This window comes from Pseudomonas grandcourensis, assembly GCF_039909015.1.
Classification (GTDB): domain Bacteria; phylum Pseudomonadota; class Gammaproteobacteria; order Pseudomonadales; family Pseudomonadaceae; genus Aquipseudomonas; species Aquipseudomonas grandcourensis.
In genome coordinates this window covers 6,083,028-6,099,623 of the sequence record NZ_CP150919.1, presented here as the reverse complement: position 1 = coordinate 6,099,623, position 16,596 = coordinate 6,083,028, and the positions used below count along the sequence as shown (strand labels likewise).

12 protein-coding genes are annotated in these 16,596 nt (G+C 62.4%); 5 read left to right on the top strand and 7 right to left on the bottom strand.

Annotation, left to right across the window (positions count from 1 at the left end; all coding sequences use genetic code 11):
• The first annotated feature begins 8 nt into the window (after nucleotides 1–8).
• On the top strand, nucleotides 9–527 hold the full coding sequence (locus tag AABM52_RS27415) for a single-stranded DNA-binding protein (RefSeq protein ID WP_347909392.1): 519 nt from the start codon (nucleotides 9–11) through the stop codon (nucleotides 525–527).
• 103 nt (nucleotides 528–630) lie between these two features.
• Here the strand turns inward: AABM52_RS27415 and AABM52_RS27410 are convergent, their stop codons facing one another.
• Nucleotides 631–1,179 (bottom strand): cysteine hydrolase family protein, encoded by a 549-nt coding sequence (locus AABM52_RS27410; RefSeq protein WP_347909391.1) that lies wholly within the window; start codon nucleotides 1,177–1,179, stop codon nucleotides 631–633.
• A 101-nt stretch (nucleotides 1,180–1,280) separates the two neighbouring features.
• Between AABM52_RS27410 and AABM52_RS27405 the strand changes: the two genes are divergently transcribed.
• The gene (locus tag AABM52_RS27405; RefSeq protein ID WP_347909390.1) at nucleotides 1,281–2,273 is read left to right on the top strand and encodes a GlxA family transcriptional regulator; all 993 of its coding nucleotides are present in this window, start codon (nucleotides 1,281–1,283) and stop codon (nucleotides 2,271–2,273) included.
• Between the two features lie 112 nt (nucleotides 2,274–2,385).
• On the opposite strand, the gene AABM52_RS27400 is transcribed toward AABM52_RS27405, so the two are convergent.
• The 4 genes from AABM52_RS27400 to AABM52_RS27385 all read right to left on the bottom strand — a co-directional run bounded on the left by AABM52_RS27400 (nucleotide 2,386) and on the right by AABM52_RS27385 (nucleotide 6,874).
• Complete coding sequence (locus tag AABM52_RS27400; protein WP_347909389.1) at nucleotides 2,386–3,372, bottom strand: lysylphosphatidylglycerol synthase domain-containing protein; 987 nt, start codon at nucleotides 3,370–3,372, stop codon at nucleotides 2,386–2,388.
• Nucleotides 3,359–4,651 (bottom strand): cardiolipin synthase ClsB, encoded by a 1,293-nt coding sequence (gene clsB / locus AABM52_RS27395; protein ID WP_347909388.1) that lies wholly within the window; start codon nucleotides 4,649–4,651, stop codon nucleotides 3,359–3,361. The genes AABM52_RS27400 and clsB overlap by 14 nt, the downstream gene beginning before the upstream one ends.
• On the bottom strand, nucleotides 4,648–5,412 hold the full coding sequence (locus AABM52_RS27390; protein WP_347912699.1) for an endonuclease/exonuclease/phosphatase family protein: 765 nt from the start codon (nucleotides 5,410–5,412) through the stop codon (nucleotides 4,648–4,650). Before AABM52_RS27390 ends, clsB begins: the two co-directional genes overlap by 4 nt.
• A 250-nt stretch (nucleotides 5,413–5,662) precedes the next feature.
• Entirely contained in the window at nucleotides 5,663–6,874 is a 1,212-nt protein-coding gene (locus AABM52_RS27385; RefSeq protein ID WP_347909387.1) for an MFS transporter, read from the bottom strand.
• A gap of 205 nt (nucleotides 6,875–7,079) precedes the next feature.
• On the opposite strand from AABM52_RS27385, the gene AABM52_RS27380 reads away from it, so the two are divergent.
• Nucleotides 7,080–9,209: a mechanosensitive ion channel family protein gene (locus tag AABM52_RS27380; RefSeq protein WP_347909385.1), complete on the top strand. Its 2,130-nt coding sequence runs from the start codon at nucleotides 7,080–7,082 to the stop codon at nucleotides 9,207–9,209.
• 117 nt (nucleotides 9,210–9,326) lie between these two features.
• Here AABM52_RS27380 and AABM52_RS27375 read toward each other — a convergent pair whose 3' ends face one another.
• Entirely contained in the window at nucleotides 9,327–13,625 is a 4,299-nt protein-coding gene (locus AABM52_RS27375; protein WP_347909384.1) for a DEAD/DEAH box helicase, read from the bottom strand.
• Between the two features lie 220 nt (nucleotides 13,626–13,845).
• On the opposite strand from AABM52_RS27375, the gene AABM52_RS27370 reads away from it, so the two are divergent.
• Nucleotides 13,846–14,730: a sugar nucleotide-binding protein gene (locus tag AABM52_RS27370; protein ID WP_150726884.1), complete on the top strand. Its 885-nt coding sequence runs from the start codon at nucleotides 13,846–13,848 to the stop codon at nucleotides 14,728–14,730.
• Nucleotides 14,723–15,652: an NAD-dependent epimerase/dehydratase family protein gene (locus tag AABM52_RS27365; RefSeq protein ID WP_347909383.1), complete on the top strand. Its 930-nt coding sequence runs from the start codon at nucleotides 14,723–14,725 to the stop codon at nucleotides 15,650–15,652. Before AABM52_RS27370 ends, AABM52_RS27365 begins: the two co-directional genes overlap by 8 nt.
• A 186-nt stretch (nucleotides 15,653–15,838) precedes the next feature.
• Here the strand turns inward: AABM52_RS27365 and AABM52_RS27360 are convergent, their stop codons facing one another.
• Nucleotides 15,839–16,537: an OmpW family outer membrane protein gene (locus AABM52_RS27360; protein WP_347909381.1), complete on the bottom strand. Its 699-nt coding sequence runs from the start codon at nucleotides 16,535–16,537 to the stop codon at nucleotides 15,839–15,841.
• Between the last annotated feature and the right edge of the window lie 59 nt (nucleotides 16,538–16,596).

The following is a 16,596-nucleotide window of genomic DNA, read 5'->3' as shown; positions in this document are numbered from 1 at the left end:
AGAACGTTATGGCCCGTGGGGTTAACAAAGTCATATTGGTCGGCACTTGCGGCCAGGATCCCGAAGTTCGCTACTTGCCTAACGGTAACGCCGTGACCAACCTGAGTCTGGCGACCAGCGAACAGTGGACCGACAAGCAAACCGGTCAGAAAGTCGAAAAGACCGAATGGCACCGTGTGTCGATGTTCGGCAAGGTTGCAGAAATCGCTGGCGAATACCTGCGTAAAGGTTCGCAGGTCTACATCGAAGGCAAGCTGCAGACCCGCGAGTGGGAAAAAGACGGTATCAAGCGTTACACCACCGAAATCGTGGTCGACATGCAAGGCACCATGCAACTGCTGGGCGGCCGTCCACAGGGCGACCAGCAGGGCCAGGGCGGTGGTAACAACTACCAGCAACCCGCTCCGCGCCAGCAGGCTCCACGTCCACAGCAGTCGGCACCGCAACAGTCGCGTCCGGCTCCACAGCAGGCCGCTCCTCAGCCGGCTCCGGACTTCGATAGCTTTGATGACGATATCCCGTTCTAAAGCAGCTGCAAGTCTCAAGTTACAAGCGGCAAGCTGACAAAACAAAACCCGCACTTCGGTCTGAAGTGCGGGTTTTTTATGGACGGTGAAATTTGGTGCAGACTCAGGCCGCCAGGAACTCGTTGGTCGACACCACGCTGGCATAGGCAAACGCGAGGGCCGCCATGAACGCCGCATGAACCTGCGCCGCCGGAACCGCTATGCCATTGAACTCCAGGTCACGGGTGGCGCAGGCGTCGTGGATCACGGTGACCGTATAGCCAAAATCCGCCGCCGCACGAGTGATGCCGTCGACGCACATGTGGCTCATGCTGCCCACGACCACCAGCTCCTTGATGCCTTGTTCGTCGAGGATCGATTTCAGCTCGGTTTCGCGGAACGAGTTGACGAAGTGCTTGAGTACCACCGGTTCGTCGGCGCGGTTGAGCACTTTCGGGTGCAGCTTGGCGCCTTCGGAGTTCGGGGTGAAAAACGGCGCCTCTTCGGAGGTGAATTCGTGGCGGATGTGCACCACTGAATCCCCTGCGTCGCGGAAGGCCTTGATCAGGCGGACGGCGTTGTCGGCGGCAGCGTCGGCACCGACCAGCGGCCACTTGCCTTGGGGGAAGTAGTCGTTCTGGATATCGACTACGATGAGCGCTTGCTTGGCCATGACTGTTTCCTCGAAGTGTGTGTTGGTGTGGAATGAAGTATTGGGTCTGGCAGGCGATCCGAGGATTGGCCGCACCGACAATAGAAGGGGGAAAACTGACAATGGATGCAGAAAGGGCAATCGCCGAACTCGGTGTGTTGATCTATCCCGGCGCGCAGATGGCGGCGGTGCATGGCTTGACGGACTTGTTCGGGGTGGCGAACCGGATTGCCGCCGAACATCAGTCTGCGCAGTTGCCGCTGTTGCGGGTCAGTCATTGGCAGGTCGAAGGTGATCAGCCACCGGTTCGGGTCTTCGACAGCCATCCCGGCCCGGAGCGCGCCCTGGTGGCCGTGTTGATTCCGCCGTCGATCGGCGGTTTTTCCGAGGGCCAGGCGCCCCAGGGATTGATCCGCTGGTTGCGTGAGCAACATGCCAAGGGTGCGACACTGGGTGGGGTTTGCGTGGGTTCTATCCTGTTGGCCGAAAGCGGTCTGCTCGACGGTCGCAGCGCCACCACCCACTGGACCTCGGCCAAAGCCTTCGCCGAACGTTATCCGGCGATACGGCTCAAGGCCGATACGCCGATCGTCGATGACGGCGACCTGATTACCACCGCCGGGCTGATGGCCTGGTCCGAACTGGGTTTGCGCCTGGTCAACCGGCTGCTGGGCCCGAGCATCGCTACCAACACCGCGCGTTTTCTGGTGGTGGAGCACAGCGACAGCGCCAGTGAGTGCGGCAGCAATTTTGCGCCGATCCTCAGTCATGGCGATGCGGCGATACTCAAGGTGCAACACTGGCTGCAAAGCACCGGGGCGACCGATGTGTCGCTGGCGGCGATGGCCGAAAAGGCTGGCCTGGAAGAACGCACCTTCCTGCGCCGCTTCCGCGCGGCCACCGGGCTCAAACCCACGGAATACTGCCAGCATCTGCGAGTCGGCAAGGCCCGGGAAATGCTTGAGTTCACCAATGGCACCATCGACCACATCGCCTGGACCGTGGGTTATCAGGACCCCGGGGCATTTCGCGCAACGTTCAAGAAAATCACCGGATTGGCGCCGAGTGATTACCGGACGCGGTTTGGGGTGACGCCGGGGGGTGCGGCACGGTAGGCCATTCACAACAAATCTCCCGCAGCGTCCGAGTCGTACACAAAATATATGTACACCGCTAAACCTGTGGGAGCGAGCTTGCTCGCGATGGCGGTCTTGGAAGCACAACAGATTATTTGGGTTTTCTCTCGATCCGCAACGCCTTGGCCTTGGCCTCCACCAGCAAATACATCACCAGGGCAATCAACAGCGGCAGGATGAAATAAATCGCCCGATAGGCCAGCAGTCCAGCCACCAGGCTGCCCCGCTTAACCTCGTGTTGCAGCAACGCCACGAACACGGCTTCCAGCACGCCGAGCCCGGCCGGGATGTGAGTGATGACCCCGGCGATGGCACTGATCAACAGCACGCCCAATACTAGTGGATAATCCAGTTTGCTCGGCAGCAAGGTGAAAATCACCGCCGCCATCAGCGACCAGTTCAGGGCACCGAGGGCCAGTTGCAGCACCGCCATGTGCAGCGACGGCAGGTCAATCTCGATGCCTCGAATCGCCCACTCCCGACGTTTGGCAAAGCGGCACGCCGCCAGGTACCCGGCGCTCAGCAGTAACAACAAAACTCCCACGCCCTGCAGCGCGCTACTGCTGAGCTTCCAGCCCGGCGGCATACGCACCAGCCCGCTGCTGAACACGGCGCCGGCAATCACCATGTACCCAAACCAGTTGGTCGCCAGGCTCAGGCCGAGGATTTTCGCGATGTTGCTCTTGCTGACCCCGAGCCGCGAATACAGCCGGTAACGCATGGCGATACCGCCGACCCAGGCGCTCAGATTCAGGTTGAAGGCGTAGCTGATGATCCCTACGGGCAGAATCTGCTTCCAGGTCAGGTTCTGGCGGATGTAGGTGCGGCCGATCAGGTCGAAGCAGGCGTACACCAGAAAACTCACCAGGGTCAGCCCCGACGCAATGATCAGCGTGCGCACCTTGAAATCCGCCAGGTTATCGAACACTTCGTTCCATTCCAGGCGCTGGGCGAGCATCGTGAACAGCACGATCAGCATCAGGAAAAACAGCATCGTCAGCGGTCGTTTCCAGCGGCTCCAGTGCGGCTTGCCAGGGCTTTTGGCGTGAGTTGCCGTGTGGTGCTCAGCGCGGTTCATGGTCAGCGCTCCCGGTCGGAACAGGGAAGGGTTTCAGGCGAGGTTTATGCGCCGGCAACCAACCGGCCCACGCCGGGAAATGCCGCAGGAAGTGAAACACCAGAAAACCGATGGTCATGTGCCAGACACGCCCGCGTGGCGCGATGTCGTGAGACATGGCCTGGCAATGGTTGTCGCTGAGGTCTTCCAGGCGATCGAACAGATGACGATTGAAGCCTCGGTCGCGGATCAGCACGTTGGCTTCCAGATTCATCGACAGGCTCAACGGGTCGAGATTGCTCGAGCCAACGGTGCTCCAGTCTTCATCCACCAGCGCGACCTTGCCGTGCAGCGGGCGCTCGCAATATTCGTAGATCTTCACCCCGGACTTGAGCAAGTAATCGTAGGTCATGCGCGCCGCAAGCTTGGCCACCCGCATGTCTGGCTGGCCCTGCAGGATCAGCCGCACATCCACGCCTCGACGAGCCGCGTTGCGGATCTCGCGCAGCAGGCGGAAACCGGGAAAGAAGTAAGCGTTGGCGATCACCACCCGGCGCTGCGCCTGGCGCAACACCTGGCGGTAAACCTCCTCGATGTCGGTCTGGTGTTCCCCGTTGTCGCGGTACACCAGCCGCACCTGACCATCGTGATCACTGAAGGCCAGTTCCGAACGCCGCTGCCGACGGCGTTGCCACCAGTATTTGGCCCGCACCGGGCGACCGCATTGCAGCAGGGCGAAGTGATGGATATCGGCCACGGCCGGGCCTTGCACTTCCACGGAATAATCCTGTTTGGCCTCGGGGCCGAAGTCGGCCAGATGATCGGCGGAAAAGTTGATCCCGCCGACGAACGCCACGGTGCCATCCACCACCACAATCTTGCGGTGCAGGCGCCGGAACCAGTTGGTGCGGATGCCCAGGCGTTTCGGTGCCGGATCGAACATTTGCAGATGCACGCCGGCGGCGGTCAGGGCGGTGAGGAACCCGATACTCAGTTCGCCGCAGCCAAAGCCGTCGAGGCTGACAGTGGTGCGCACGCCGCGTTGAGCAGCTTCGATCAGGATCTGTTGCAGCTCATTGCCGACCTTGTCCTCGAACAGAATGAAGGTTTCCAGCAGGATTTCATTTTGCGCCCGGCGCAGGGCTTCAAACACCCGGGGAAAGTACGCCTCGCCATTCTCCAGCAGCTCGACCCGATTGCTGCCTTGCCAGCCGTATTCGACATCGACCGCTGTCGGCTCGCGGGTCGGCGGAGCGGGGATGTGTTCCAGCGTGTTTTTTTCCATCGACTGGCTGCTCACAGCTCGATCTCCACCGACAGCGGGACGTGGTCGGAAAGGTGCGACCAGGGCCGGGAGGTCAGCACTCGCGGGTGGCTGGCCTTGAGGTTGCGCACGTAGATGCGGTCCAGGCGCAATGCCGGCAAGCGCGCGGGAAAACTGCGCGCCGGTTTGCCATGGTGCGCGGCGAAGACTTCGCGCAAGCCGCTGGGTTTGAGCAATGCATCGGCGCGCTGGCGCCAATCGTTGAAGTCCCCGGCGACAATCACCGGGGCGTCACGGGGCAGGGCGTCCAGGCGTTGGGCGAGGAGCTTCAATTGCGCGGTGCGATGGGTTTCGCGCAGCCCCAGGTGTACGCAAATGGCGTGCACTTCCTGGCCGTCGCCGGGCAAACGCAACACACAATGCAAGAGCCCGCGGTTCTCGTGCCCGCTGATGGACACATCGAGGTTGTCGTGGCGGATGATCTGGAACTTCGACAACAGCGCATTACCGTGATCGCCCGCCGGATATACCGCATTGCGGCCATAGGCGAACTGCGGCCACAAGGTGTCGGCGAGGAACTCGTATTGCGGCATCGTTGGCCAGTTGGTGTAGCGCCTGGGATGCTGCTCGTGGGTGCCGTGGACTTCCTGCAAGAACACCACGTCGGCAGACACGCTGCGCACCGCTTCACGCAGTTCCGGCAGGATGAAACGCCGGTTGAGCGCGGTGAAGCCTTTATGGGTGTTGACCGTCAGCACCGTGAAACGACAAGTGACGGACGAACCCTGTACCCGCATCTCGGTTGCGTTCGAGTGTGCGGGAATATCGGTGTGATTCGCTGTCATGTCGCCTCCCGCCTGACGGCTCCTGTCTTTGGATGACTCTGGGGCGGCGGCGAAAGTTTCGATGGGGCTACGGACGGTACCTTTCTACAGAACACCACCGGGCAAATGTGAGAGCGAGCCTGCTCGCGAAGGCGGTTTATCAGTCACATCCATATTGAATGGACCGCCTTCATCGCGAGCAGGCTCGCTCCCACAGGGTTTATCAGTGGCCAGTGATAATGCGGGTAGAGCCCTCAGCGGGTTCGGCATAGACCGGGCCGAGGCGATCAAGGCGTCCACTCCACGCGGTCAATGCCAGCGCCACCAGCACCACCAGACCACCGATCCACGCAGTGTGAATCAAACCCATGTGGGCGACGATCAGGCCACCGCCCCAGGCGCCACCGGCAATGCCGAGGTTGAACGCCGCGATGTTCAGGCCGGACGCCACGTCCACCGCTTGCGGGGTGTGATGCTCGGCCTGACGCACCACATACACTTGCAACCCCGGCACGTTGCCGAACGCCACGGCGCCCCAGACCAGCACGGTGGCCAGCGCGAGCCACGGATTGCCGGCGGTAAAGGTCAGCACGAACAACACGGCGGCGAGCAGGGCAAAGATGATTTTCAGGGCGCTGATCGGGCCGCGCTTGTCCGCCAGTTTGCCGCCCCAGATGTTGCCGACGGCCACGGAGATGCCATAGACCAGCAACACCAGGCTGACGGTGCCGGCGCTGAAGCCGGAGAGGTCCTGAAGAATCGGTGCGAGGAAGGTAAAGGCAATGAAAGAGCCGCCGTAGCCGACGGCTGTCATGGCATACACCAGCAACAGGCGCGGTTGCTTGAGCACCTGCAATTGCTGCAACAACGATGCGGGTTTGCTGTGGGCGATATTTTTCGGCACGTAGATCAGGCTGCCGATGAAGGCGATCACGCCCAGGGCCGAAACGGCAAGGAAGGTTTCACGCCAGCCGAAATGCTGGCCGATGAATGTCCCCAGCGGCACGCCGGTGACCAGCGCTACGGTCAGGCCGGTGAACATGATGGCAATCGCGCTGGCGGCTTTTTCCTTCGGCACTAGACTGGTGGCGATGGTCGAGCCGATCGAGAAAAACACCCCGTGGGCCAGGCCGGTGACGATTCGCGCGAGGATCAACGACTCGTAGCTCGGTGCTTGCCACGCCAACAGATTGCCGAGGGTGAACAGCACCATCAGCGACAACAGCAGCAACTTGCGCGGAACCTTGCCGGTGAGGGCGGTCAGCACCGGGGCGCCGACGGCAACGCCAAGGGCATACAGGCTGACCAGCAGCCCGGCGGATGGCAGACTGACGCCGAGGTTGGCGCCAATGGTGGGTAACAGGCCAACGATGACGAACTCGGTCGTCCCGATGGCAAAGGCGCTGAGGGTCAGCGCGAGCAAGGCAATGGGCATGGCTGCAACTCCGGTGCAATGATGTGATGGAGCGCAGTGTCGGGATTTGGCTCGTTCAGAAAAATACAGGGATGGACATTTGATATTTGTCTTGGGCGCAAAGATCGCGAGCGTGGGTGTTAGTCTGTGGCGAGGGAGCTATATCCGAACTTGCCCGGCATTTCTCGATCAGTTCCATACAGACACAGCCAAAGGAGCGGGTGCTTTGATCAGGCTCAAGACCGCGATACTGCTCGGAGCGTTGCTATTTGTGGGCAGCGAGCAACTGGAAGCCGCTGCGATACCGGGGCTGCCGGCCACCGCGACCGCCGCGACGCCGCCGGCCCACCCCGAACCGCTGGTACAAGGCGGATTACTGGGGGCCATCAGTTCGAGCATCGACGAGGTCCAGACCAAACTCGATCTCAACGAAAACCTCGTCGACGTCTGGCGCCTGCGTGCCGACCGCGCGGCCGATGAAGTGGATCAGTTGGTCAATCAGCCATCGGCCCGTTCGCCCTGGAGCGTCGCCGGCGATTTCCTGCTGCTGACCTGTGTGTGGGCGGTGGTGTTTGCCTGTCTTTGGCTGCTTGGGCGGATGGCTGCCAGGCGCCTGTGCGAGCATCGTCTGCTGCTCAGTCGTGAACGGGGCCAGGCGTTGCTCGGCTACGTGCTGCCCTACACCTTTCCGGCGGTGATCAGCCTGCCGTTGACGATTTATGCCAGCCAGTTTTTGCCGATATCGGCGGGACGGGCGCTGGCGTTGTGTTTTGCCTATGCCACCAGTGCCGGGGTCTTTGCCGCATCATTGGTGCTGTCGCTGGTGGTGGTGTTCAATGCCGGGCACAAGCGGCGGGCGGTGCAGATTATTCGCCAACACAGCCCACGACCGCTGTTCGGCATCGGTTTTCTGGTGGCCCTGAGCGACGCCCTGACCAGCCCGCAGATCGCCCATCAACTGGGCAACAATCTCACCAGCAGCATCGCCGTGTTCACCGGGTTGGCAGCGTCGATGTCCTTCGGCTTGCTGGTGATCCGCATGCGCCGTCCGGTCGCCCATGTGATCCGCATTCTGCCGCTGGCCCAGCGCCTCAAGCAGCCGGCGTTGCGTGAAACCCTGCGGATATTTTCCGGGCTCTGGTATTGGCCGATTCTGTTGATGGTGCTGGTTTCGATCATCAACCTGATCGGCGCCGGGGCGGACAACCAGAGAGTGCTGCGCAGCGCCCTGTTCACCACGGTGTTGCTGATTGCCACGGTGTTTCTCAGCACCACGCTGCATCATCTGTTCAAGGCCCGCAGCGAAGCGGACCTGCGCCGTAGCAGCGCCTACAAGGAACGCTTTCTCAATCTGTCCCACGCCTTGCTGCGCATCGGCATGGCCATCGTGTTCATCGATATCCTCGGGCGAATCTGGGGCGTGTCGCTGTTCGAATTCGCAGTGACCAATGCCGTGGGCCGGGCGATCAGTGATTCCCTGAGCCACATCGGTCTGATCCTGCTGGTGACCTGGATGGTCTGGGTGGTGCTCGACACGGCGATTCAGGAAGCCCTGAAACCGCCGGCCAACAAGCGCTCGGCGCGCCAGCCAAGTACGCGGGTGAAAACCATCCTGCCGCTGTTGCGCAACGCGATCAAAATCATCCTGGTGGTGATTTGCGCGATCACCACCATGGCCAACCTTGGGATCAACGTCGCGCCGTTCCTGGCCGGTGCCGGGGTCATCGGCCTGGCGATCGGTTTCGGCTCCCAGCAACTGGTGCAGGACGTGATTACCGGGCTGTTCATCATCATCGAAGACACACTGTCCATCGGTGACTGGGTGGTGCTCGATTCCGGGCATGCCGGCACCGTCGAAGGCCTGACCATCCGCACCTTGCGTCTGCGCGACGGCAAGGGCTTCGTGCACTCGGTGCCGTTCGGGCAGATCAAGGCCGTGACCAACCAATCACGGCAATTCGCCTATGCGTTTTTCTCGGTGCAATTCACCTACGACACCGATGTCGACAAGGCCATCGAACTGATCCGCGAAGCCGGGCATTCCATCAGCAACGACCCGTTCCTGCGCTACAACCTCCAAGGACCGCTGGATGTGTTTGGCGTCGACAAGATGGACCTCAACGGTGTGGTGCTGACCGCACAATTCCGCACGGTATCCGGTGGACAATACGCAGTGAGCCGGGCCTTCAACCAGCGCTTGAAAAAGCTTGTGGATAACTGCCCGTGGGTGAACTTCGCGCAGACTTATCCACAGCAGGCGCTAGTGCCGAGGCATCCGGTCGAAGCACCGCCGGAGGCAGCGCATGAGCCGGATCATTCGGCGGTGCTGATGCCGGATCGGCCGCGGTCTCAATAGTTTTTTTGGCCGTGCTGGCCTCATCGCGAGCAAGCTCGCTCCTACAGGGGGATTTTTGAACGACACAGATCAACTGTAGGAGCGAGCCTGCTCGCGAAGGCGCCAGACCAGACACCCTCAGTGCCGGATCAGTTTATTGCGCACTTCGGCACTGAGTTGCTGATCCAACTCCCCCCAGAACTGCTGCTTGCCGGCAATCTCGGCAGCAACCGGCAAACCATCGCGATACACCAGCCGATTGCTCGCCAGTGCCGGGACTTTCGCGCCGGGCAATAGCGTGCCGGCGAGGTTCAGCGGATCGACCCCGCACACCGCGACCAGGCTGCCGTCATGGGGCCGACGCCGCACCTTCCGTAACAACGGAATCGCCTCGGGAAGGGCGAATTGCTCGCCCGCCAGGCCACTGACAAACCGCCCGCCGCGAATCTCGCCACGTGCCTCCAGGCGATGGAAAGTACGCAGCAGTTCGCGCCAGCTTGGCAACCAATCCGCCTCACGCTCCAGCAAGCGCCAGAACACCACGCCATAGCGACGCAGCAAGGTCATGGCGATGTGTTCAAGGGTTTCGGCAGGCGTCGGCTGGTTTTGCACCACCGGCGCGCGTCGCAACAGGGCCCAGCGTCCGGCGTCGTCCATGCCACCGATGAATGCCCCGCGTCCACGCCGGCTGTTGCGAGGCTGGCGCTTGCTGGCCGGGGTGATCAGTGCGCGCAACCCGGCAAAGCTGTCGGCATTCACCAGCCCCGCGCCCACCAGTTCCTGCAGGGCGATCTCCAGCTCCGAACGCAGCAGGTGGGCCTCATGGATCAGTTCATCGAAAAACAGCGCGCCGTGCTGGCTGAGGGCGGCGTGGACCTTTTGCGTTTTCGGCGACAGTTCGCTGACCGGCGTCTGTTCGGTCAAGCCGCTCCAGAGGCCGACCCGGTTGCGCGGCAGCAACACAATCGGCGTACTGCGCAGCGCGGTGCTGGCGCTTTTGTTGTGCGCAGTCAGGCGCGTCCACACCAGCCTGCCACTGCGGCACAGTTCATCGAGCCAGGTCGCCGAGTAGTCCTTGATTCGCGCCGGCAGGATGTCGCTGTCCCAGGCTGAGGCGGCGGCGGGGTAGCCTTCGAATTGCGCAATAACGGCCGGCAAAACCGCCGCGCCCTGACCCTGGCTCGCGCTCGACAGATGCTGCCAGTCGAACAGAAATCGCATGAAATCCTGCAATGCCACCGGTTCGATTTCCCGGCGCAGGCGCTTGACCGTATAGCGGTGAATCCGCGCCAGTAGATGCCGCTCGCACCATTCTTCTTCGGCGGTGCCCGGGGTGAAGCGGCCGCGCAGCACGTAGCCTTCGCGTTCCAGTTGCGCCAGGGCCTGATTGACCTGCGCAGCGGGCAAGCCGAGTGGTTCGGCAATGCGATCGAGGGCCAGCGGCCCGAAGGCGCTGAGCCGCGCGCGGATCAGTTCGAGGATAGCGTCGTCGGCTACCCAGACCTCGTCGAAGTCCGGCAGCGCTTGCAGCGATGGCGTCAATTCGGCCTGTGGATAAATCGCCCGCAGGCAGGTCAGGCGTTCCAGTGCCAGCCACAACGATTGCCCGGCGTTGATCTGCAAACGGCTCGCGCGTGCGCTGTCGGCCAGGGTCGTGAGCCAGTCGAGCCACTGCGGATTGGCTTCGGCTTCGGCATCGGTGATGCACGCCAGGCTCATCAAGGCCTCGTGCATTTCATCGACAGCGGAGGGCGCCGGCCAGGCTTCTTCGCGCACGGCGGCAATCGCCTCGGCGTCCAGCGCACCGAGATCGTCGGTGGATTGCGGGTCGCTCCAGCGCCGATTGAGTACCGCTTGGGTGCGGCGTTCTTCCAGCGGTGCATCGTCGAGAAAGGTATAGGGCCGGGCGCTGAGAATCTCCGCCGCCAGTGGCGAAGGCGCCGGCAAGTCGCGGCTGATCAGGCGAATGTCGCCGCGTTCCATGCGCCGCAACAAGGCCAGCCAGCCTTCGCTGTCCATTGCGTCGTGCAGGCAATCGTCGAGGGTCTGTTCCACCAGCGGATGGTCGGGAATCTCCCGTTCGCCGGCGAGGTTTTCCACGCAGGCGATCTGATCGGGAAACACGCTGGCGATCAGGTCTTCGCTTTTCATCCGCTGGATCTGCGGCGGGACCTTGCGCCCGCCGCTGTAGCGCGGCAGCGCCAGGGCTACGCCGGCATTCCAGCGCCAGCGCACACCGAACAGCGGCGCGTCGAGCACGGCCTGGATCAGGATGTGTTCGGCACTGTTGCTGTGCAGGTAGCGCCAGACGTCGTCCAGTTCAAAACTGTGGCTGGTGGACAGCGACAGCACGATGGCGTCTTCGCTGGCGGCGGCCTGCAATTCGAAGTTGAAGGTGCGACAGAAACGCTTGCGCAGGGCCAGGCCCCAGGCGCGGTTGATGCGGCTGCCGAACGGCGTGTGAATGACCAGTTGCGTACCGCCGGACTCGTCGAAAAAGCGCTCCATCAACAGTGTGTCTTGGGATGGCAGGGCGCCCAGCGTTTGCCGCGCGCGGGCCAGGTAGTCCACCAGTTGTTCGGCGCTGGCGAGGTTCAAACCCAGGGTCTCGGTCAGCCAGTCGAGCGCTGGTTGCAAGTTGCCTGGCGCAGCCCCCAGCAGGTCGTCGAGTTGTGCCTGCAAGCGCGCCACCGCCGAGGACAATTCGACGCTGCGCCCTGGTGCTTCACCGAGCCAGAACGGAATGGTCGGCGGCTGACCATGGGCATCCTCGACCCGAACCTTGCCGGTTTCCACCCGCAGGATCCGATAGGACGTGTTGCCCAACTGGAAGACATCCCCGGCAATGCTTTCCACCGCAAAGTCTTCGTTGATGGTGCCGATGTTCAGCCCTTGAGGCTCCAGCAGTACGCTGTAGTCGGCGTTGTCCGGAATAGTCCCGCCACTGGTCACCGCCGTCAGTTTCGCGCCCCGGCGACCGCGCAGGGTGCGGCTCACGGCGTCGCGGTGCAGGTAGGCGCTACGGATGCCCTGACGGCCGTTGTAACCCTCGGCGAGCATGTGCAGCAGCGCCTGATAGTGTTTGTCGTCGAGTCCGGCGTAGGGCGAGGCGCGGCGCAGCATATCCAGCAGCGCTTGCTCCGACCATTCCTGGCAACTGACCTCGGCGATGATCTGCTGCGCCAACACGTCCAGCGGCGCTTGCGGGATCAACAAGGTATCGAGTTCGCCCCGGCGCACGCAGTCGAGCAGCGCGGCGCATTCGATCAGGTCGTCGCGGGTGGTGGCGAACAAGCGGCCCTTGGGCGTGCCGCCGACCTGGTGCCCGGAGCGGCCGACCCGTTGCAGAAACCCGGCAATCGAACGCGGGGAGGCGATCTGGCACACCAGGTCGACGTCGCCGATGTCGATCCCCAGTTCCAGCGATGCCGTGGCGATCAGCACTTGCAGGTCGCCGCGCTTGAGTCGCTGTTCGGCATCGAGGCGAAACTCCTTGGCCAGGCTGCCGTGGTGGGCCGCCACGGCAGCCTTGCCCAGGCGCTCGCTCAGGTGCCGGCTCAGGCGTTCGGCCAGGCGCCGGGTGTTGACGAAAATCAGCGTGGTCCGGTGTTCCCGGGCGAGGGCGGCGAGGCGGTCGTACACCAGTTCCCAGACATCGTTGGCCATCACGGCCGATAGCGGCACCGGCGGCACTTCGATGTTCAGGTCGCGGGGGCGGGCGTGGCCGATGTCGACGATTTCGCACGGACGGTTGTGACCGACCAGGAAGCGCGAGACGGCTTCGATGGGCTTTTGCGTGGCTGACAGACCGATGCGCAGCAGCGGCTCCGGGCAGAGGGCTTGCAGTCGTTCAAGGCTCAGTGCCAGATGGCTGCCGCGTTTGCTGGCGGCCATGGCGTGGATCTCGTCGACGATCACCGTTTGTGTGGTGCCGAGCATCTGCCGGCCGGAATCAGATCCGAGCAGCACATACAGGGATTCCGGCGTGGTCACCAAAATGTGCGGCGCCGTTTTACGCATCGCCGAACGGTCTTTTTGCGGTGTATCGCCGGTGCGCACGGCGGTGGTGATCTGCAATTGCGGCAGGCCCATCACGCGCAATTGCTCGGTAATCCCGGCCAGCGGGTTTTGCAGGTTGATCTGGATGTCGTTGGACAGCGCCTTGAGGGGCGAGACGTAGACCACCAGGGTAGCGTCGGGCAAGCCTTCGGGGCTTTCCAAGCCCCGGTGCACCAGGTCGCCGATGACGGCGAGAAAGGCGGTGAGGGTCTTGCCGGAACCGGTGGGCGCGGAAACCAGGGTCGAACGGCGCTGGCGGATCAACGGCCACGCCCGGGCCTGGGCGGCGGTGACCGCCGGGAACGTGTGGCTGAACCAGGCGCTGACGGCAGGGTGGAAGCCGCTCAGGGCACTGTCTGCGGGGGTGGGCAGGTTCATGCAGCAATTTATGCGGGTGGGGGGCGCAAGATGCAAGTACCGCTCGTTTATCACCGTCCCTCGCCACAGGGGCCGCAGTGAACCAAGACATCTACACTTTACGGGTGACGGTTGCGCACTAAACCCGCAAAATGCAACGATTCCGGCAATTATCAACGACATCGCCTAGGGGCGATGTCGATAAAGCCATCGTTTCAATCAGACTGGGCCTGCTGACTCTATGCGAATGCGCCTTATGTTACTGGGCGGCGGAAATGCCCTTGGGCAGGCGCTGATTCGCCTCGGTGCGGAGGAAGACATCGGTTTCCTCGCCCCCCGCCCGCCCGAAAACGGCTGGGACGCCGCGAGCCTGACACAACTGCTCGACGACACCCGTCCCGATGCATTGATCAACCTTGCCTACTACTTCGACTGGTTTCAGGCCGAGGCAGTGAGCGAATCGCGCCTGGCCGGCCAGGAGCGCGCGATCGAGCGTCTGGCGGAACTGTGCCAGCACCACAACATCGTCCTGCTGCAACCTTCCAGCTATCGCGTGTTCGACGGCTCCCGCGCTACGGCTTACAGCGAAAAAGATGAACCCGTGCCATTGGGCCTGCGGGGTCAGGCGTTGTGGCGGATCGAGCAAAGCGTGCGCGCCACCTGTCCGCAACACGTGCTGCTGCGTTTCGGCTGGCTGCTGGACGACAGCCCGGATGGTGCCCTTGGTCGTTTCCTCGCCCGTGCCGAACAACCCGAAGAATTGCTGATGGCCGACGACAGGCGCGGCAATCCAACGCCGGTCGACGATGCCGCCCGCGTGATCATATCTGTGCTCAAGCAGCTCGATTGCGCCGCGCCGCTGTGGGGCACCTACCACTACGCCGGGCATGAGGCGACCACGCCGCTGGCGCTGGGGCAAGCGATTCTGACCGAAGCCCGCAGCCTGCATCCGCTGGCCATCGAAGCCCCGACCGCCCAGGCCCACGCCGCGCGTCCGGATGCTGCCGAAGAACCGCAACATGCGGTCTTGGCCTGCAAGAAAATTCTGCATACCTTCGGGATCAAACCACGCGCCTGGCGTGCGGCGCTTCCCGGTCTACTGGACAGGTTCTATCGCCATGGCTGACGGCCCCGTTTTGATCACCGGTGGTGCCGGTTTCATTGGTTCGCACCTGACTGACGCGCTGCTTGCCAAGGGCCATGCGGTGCGGATTCTCGATGACCTGTCCACCGGCAAGCGTAGCAATCTGCCGCTGGACAATCCCAAGGTCGAACTGATCGTCGGCGACGTGGCCGATGCGGCTTTGGTCGCCCAGGCGATGGCCGGTTGCAGCGCCGTGGCGCACCTCGCGGCCGTGGCTTCGGTGCAGGCTTCGGTGGACGATCCGGTGCGCACGCACCAGAGCAACTTCATCGGCACGCTGAACGTCTGCGAAGCCATGCGCCAGGCCGGGGTCAAGCGCGTACTGTTTGCCTCCAGCGCAGCGGTGTATGGCAACAATGGCGAAGGTGAGTCGATCGACGAAGACACACCCAAGGCGCCATTGACGCCTTACGCGGTGGACAAACTGGCCAGCGAGCATTACTTCGACTTCTACCGCCGCCAGCATGCGCTGGAACCGGTGATTTTCCGCTTCTTCAACATCTTCGGCCCGCGCCAGGATCCGTCTTCGCCGTACTCCGGAGTGATCAGCATATTCAGCGAGCGCGCACTGAAAGGCCTGCCGATCACGGTGTTTGGCGATGGCGAGCAGACCCGGGATTTTGTCTACGTCGAAGACCTGGTCGACTTGCTGGTGCAGGCCATCGAGAAGCCCCGGGTCGAATCCGGTGCGGTCAACGTTGGCTGGAACCAGGCGACGACCCTCAAGCAAATGCTCGAAGCGCTCGAAGCCGTGGTCGGCAAGTTGCCACCGGTGAGTTATGGCCCGGCGCGCTCCGGTGACATTCGTCATTCCCGGGCGAACAACCGGCGCCTGTTGGAACGCTTCAGTACCACAGAGCAGACACCGATGTGTGTCGGGCTGGCGCGGTTGCTGGGTCGATAGATGACTGCCCTGCGGACATGAAAAAGGCGCCTTTTTACAGGCGCCTTTTTCACGGCCGGAATTTACCTTAAAGCTTGTGCAACTCCAGTGGCGAGGGAGCTTGCTCCCGTTCGACTGCGAAGCAGTCGCCGTCAGATTTTGAATTTGCTCGCCACAAAGCCAGGTTCACCACCACGTGAACATACTTTAGAACTTGTAGCCCAGGCCGACCATGTACACAAACGGATCGACATCGACATTGACCTTGGCGCGAGTGCCCGGTGCAATCGAGTTGTTTTCGACGGTAGCGCGGGTATCGATGTCGATGTAGCGCACCTGCGCGTTGAGCATGACATGTTCGGTCAGCATGTAGTCGGCACCGACCTGCCAGGCCAGACCCCAAGAATTCTTCGCGTTGAAGTTGCTGAAGCCGGCGGACTTGGCTTCGCTGCTGAGGCTTTCGTCGTAGATCCAGGTGTAGTTGATGCCACCACCGACGTACGGCTGGAAGGCCGACTTCGAATCCAGCGGGTAGTACACCACGCTCAGGGTCGGCGGCAGGTGTTTCAGGGAGCCGAGTTTGCCATTGGCGGCAGGCAGGGCGGTGCCTTTGAGTTTCACGTCATGCTCGAACGGAGTAGCGGCGAGCAGTTCGATCCCCCAATGGTTGGTGAGCATGTAGGCGAAGTTCAGGCCCAGCTGTGTGTCGCTGTCCATGGTCGCCTTGCCACCCAGGTTGGTACCGGCCAGCGGGCCCTGATCGACCTTCACGCTGGAGCTGTCGGCTTTCGGGTTAACGGTGATGGCGCCCGCACGAAGGATGATGTCACCGGCCTCAAAGGCGTGGGCGAGCGGGGCTGCGAGCGCGAGGGCAACCAGCGAAGCGCTGAGCATGGACTTGTTCATGGGGGGCTCCAGAGGACGTTAAAAATTTTCGATGTCCAATGGTAAGCGGGCTAACTATT

Excerpts from the sequence above, each read along its gene's own strand:
- AABM52_RS27365 (WP_347909383.1), top strand. The coding sequence starts at position 14,723 with ATGGCTGACGGCCCCGTTTTGATCACCGGTGGTGCCGGTTTCATTGGT.
- AABM52_RS27385 (WP_347909387.1), bottom strand. The coding sequence starts at position 6,874 with ATGCCCATTGCCTTGCTCGCGCTGACCCTCAGCGCCTTTGCCATCGGG.
- AABM52_RS27410 (WP_347909391.1), bottom strand. The coding sequence starts at position 1,179 with ATGGCCAAGCAAGCGCTCATCGTAGTCGATATCCAGAACGACTACTTC.
- AABM52_RS27390 (WP_347912699.1), bottom strand. The coding sequence starts at position 5,412 with ATGCGGGTACAGGGTTCGTCCGTCACTTGTCGTTTCACGGTGCTGACG.
- AABM52_RS27360 (WP_347909381.1), bottom strand. The coding sequence starts at position 16,537 with ATGAACAAGTCCATGCTCAGCGCTTCGCTGGTTGCCCTCGCGCTCGCA.
- AABM52_RS27375 (WP_347909384.1), bottom strand. The coding sequence starts at position 13,625 with ATGAACCTGCCCACCCCCGCAGACAGTGCCCTGAGCGGCTTCCACCCT.
- AABM52_RS27370 (WP_150726884.1), top strand. The coding sequence starts at position 13,846 with ATGCGAATGCGCCTTATGTTACTGGGCGGCGGAAATGCCCTTGGGCAG.
- AABM52_RS27400 (WP_347909389.1), bottom strand. The coding sequence starts at position 3,372 with ATGAACCGCGCTGAGCACCACACGGCAACTCACGCCAAAAGCCCTGGC.
- AABM52_RS27415 (WP_347909392.1), top strand. The coding sequence starts at position 9 with ATGGCCCGTGGGGTTAACAAAGTCATATTGGTCGGCACTTGCGGCCAG.
- AABM52_RS27405 (WP_347909390.1), top strand. The coding sequence starts at position 1,281 with ATGGATGCAGAAAGGGCAATCGCCGAACTCGGTGTGTTGATCTATCCC.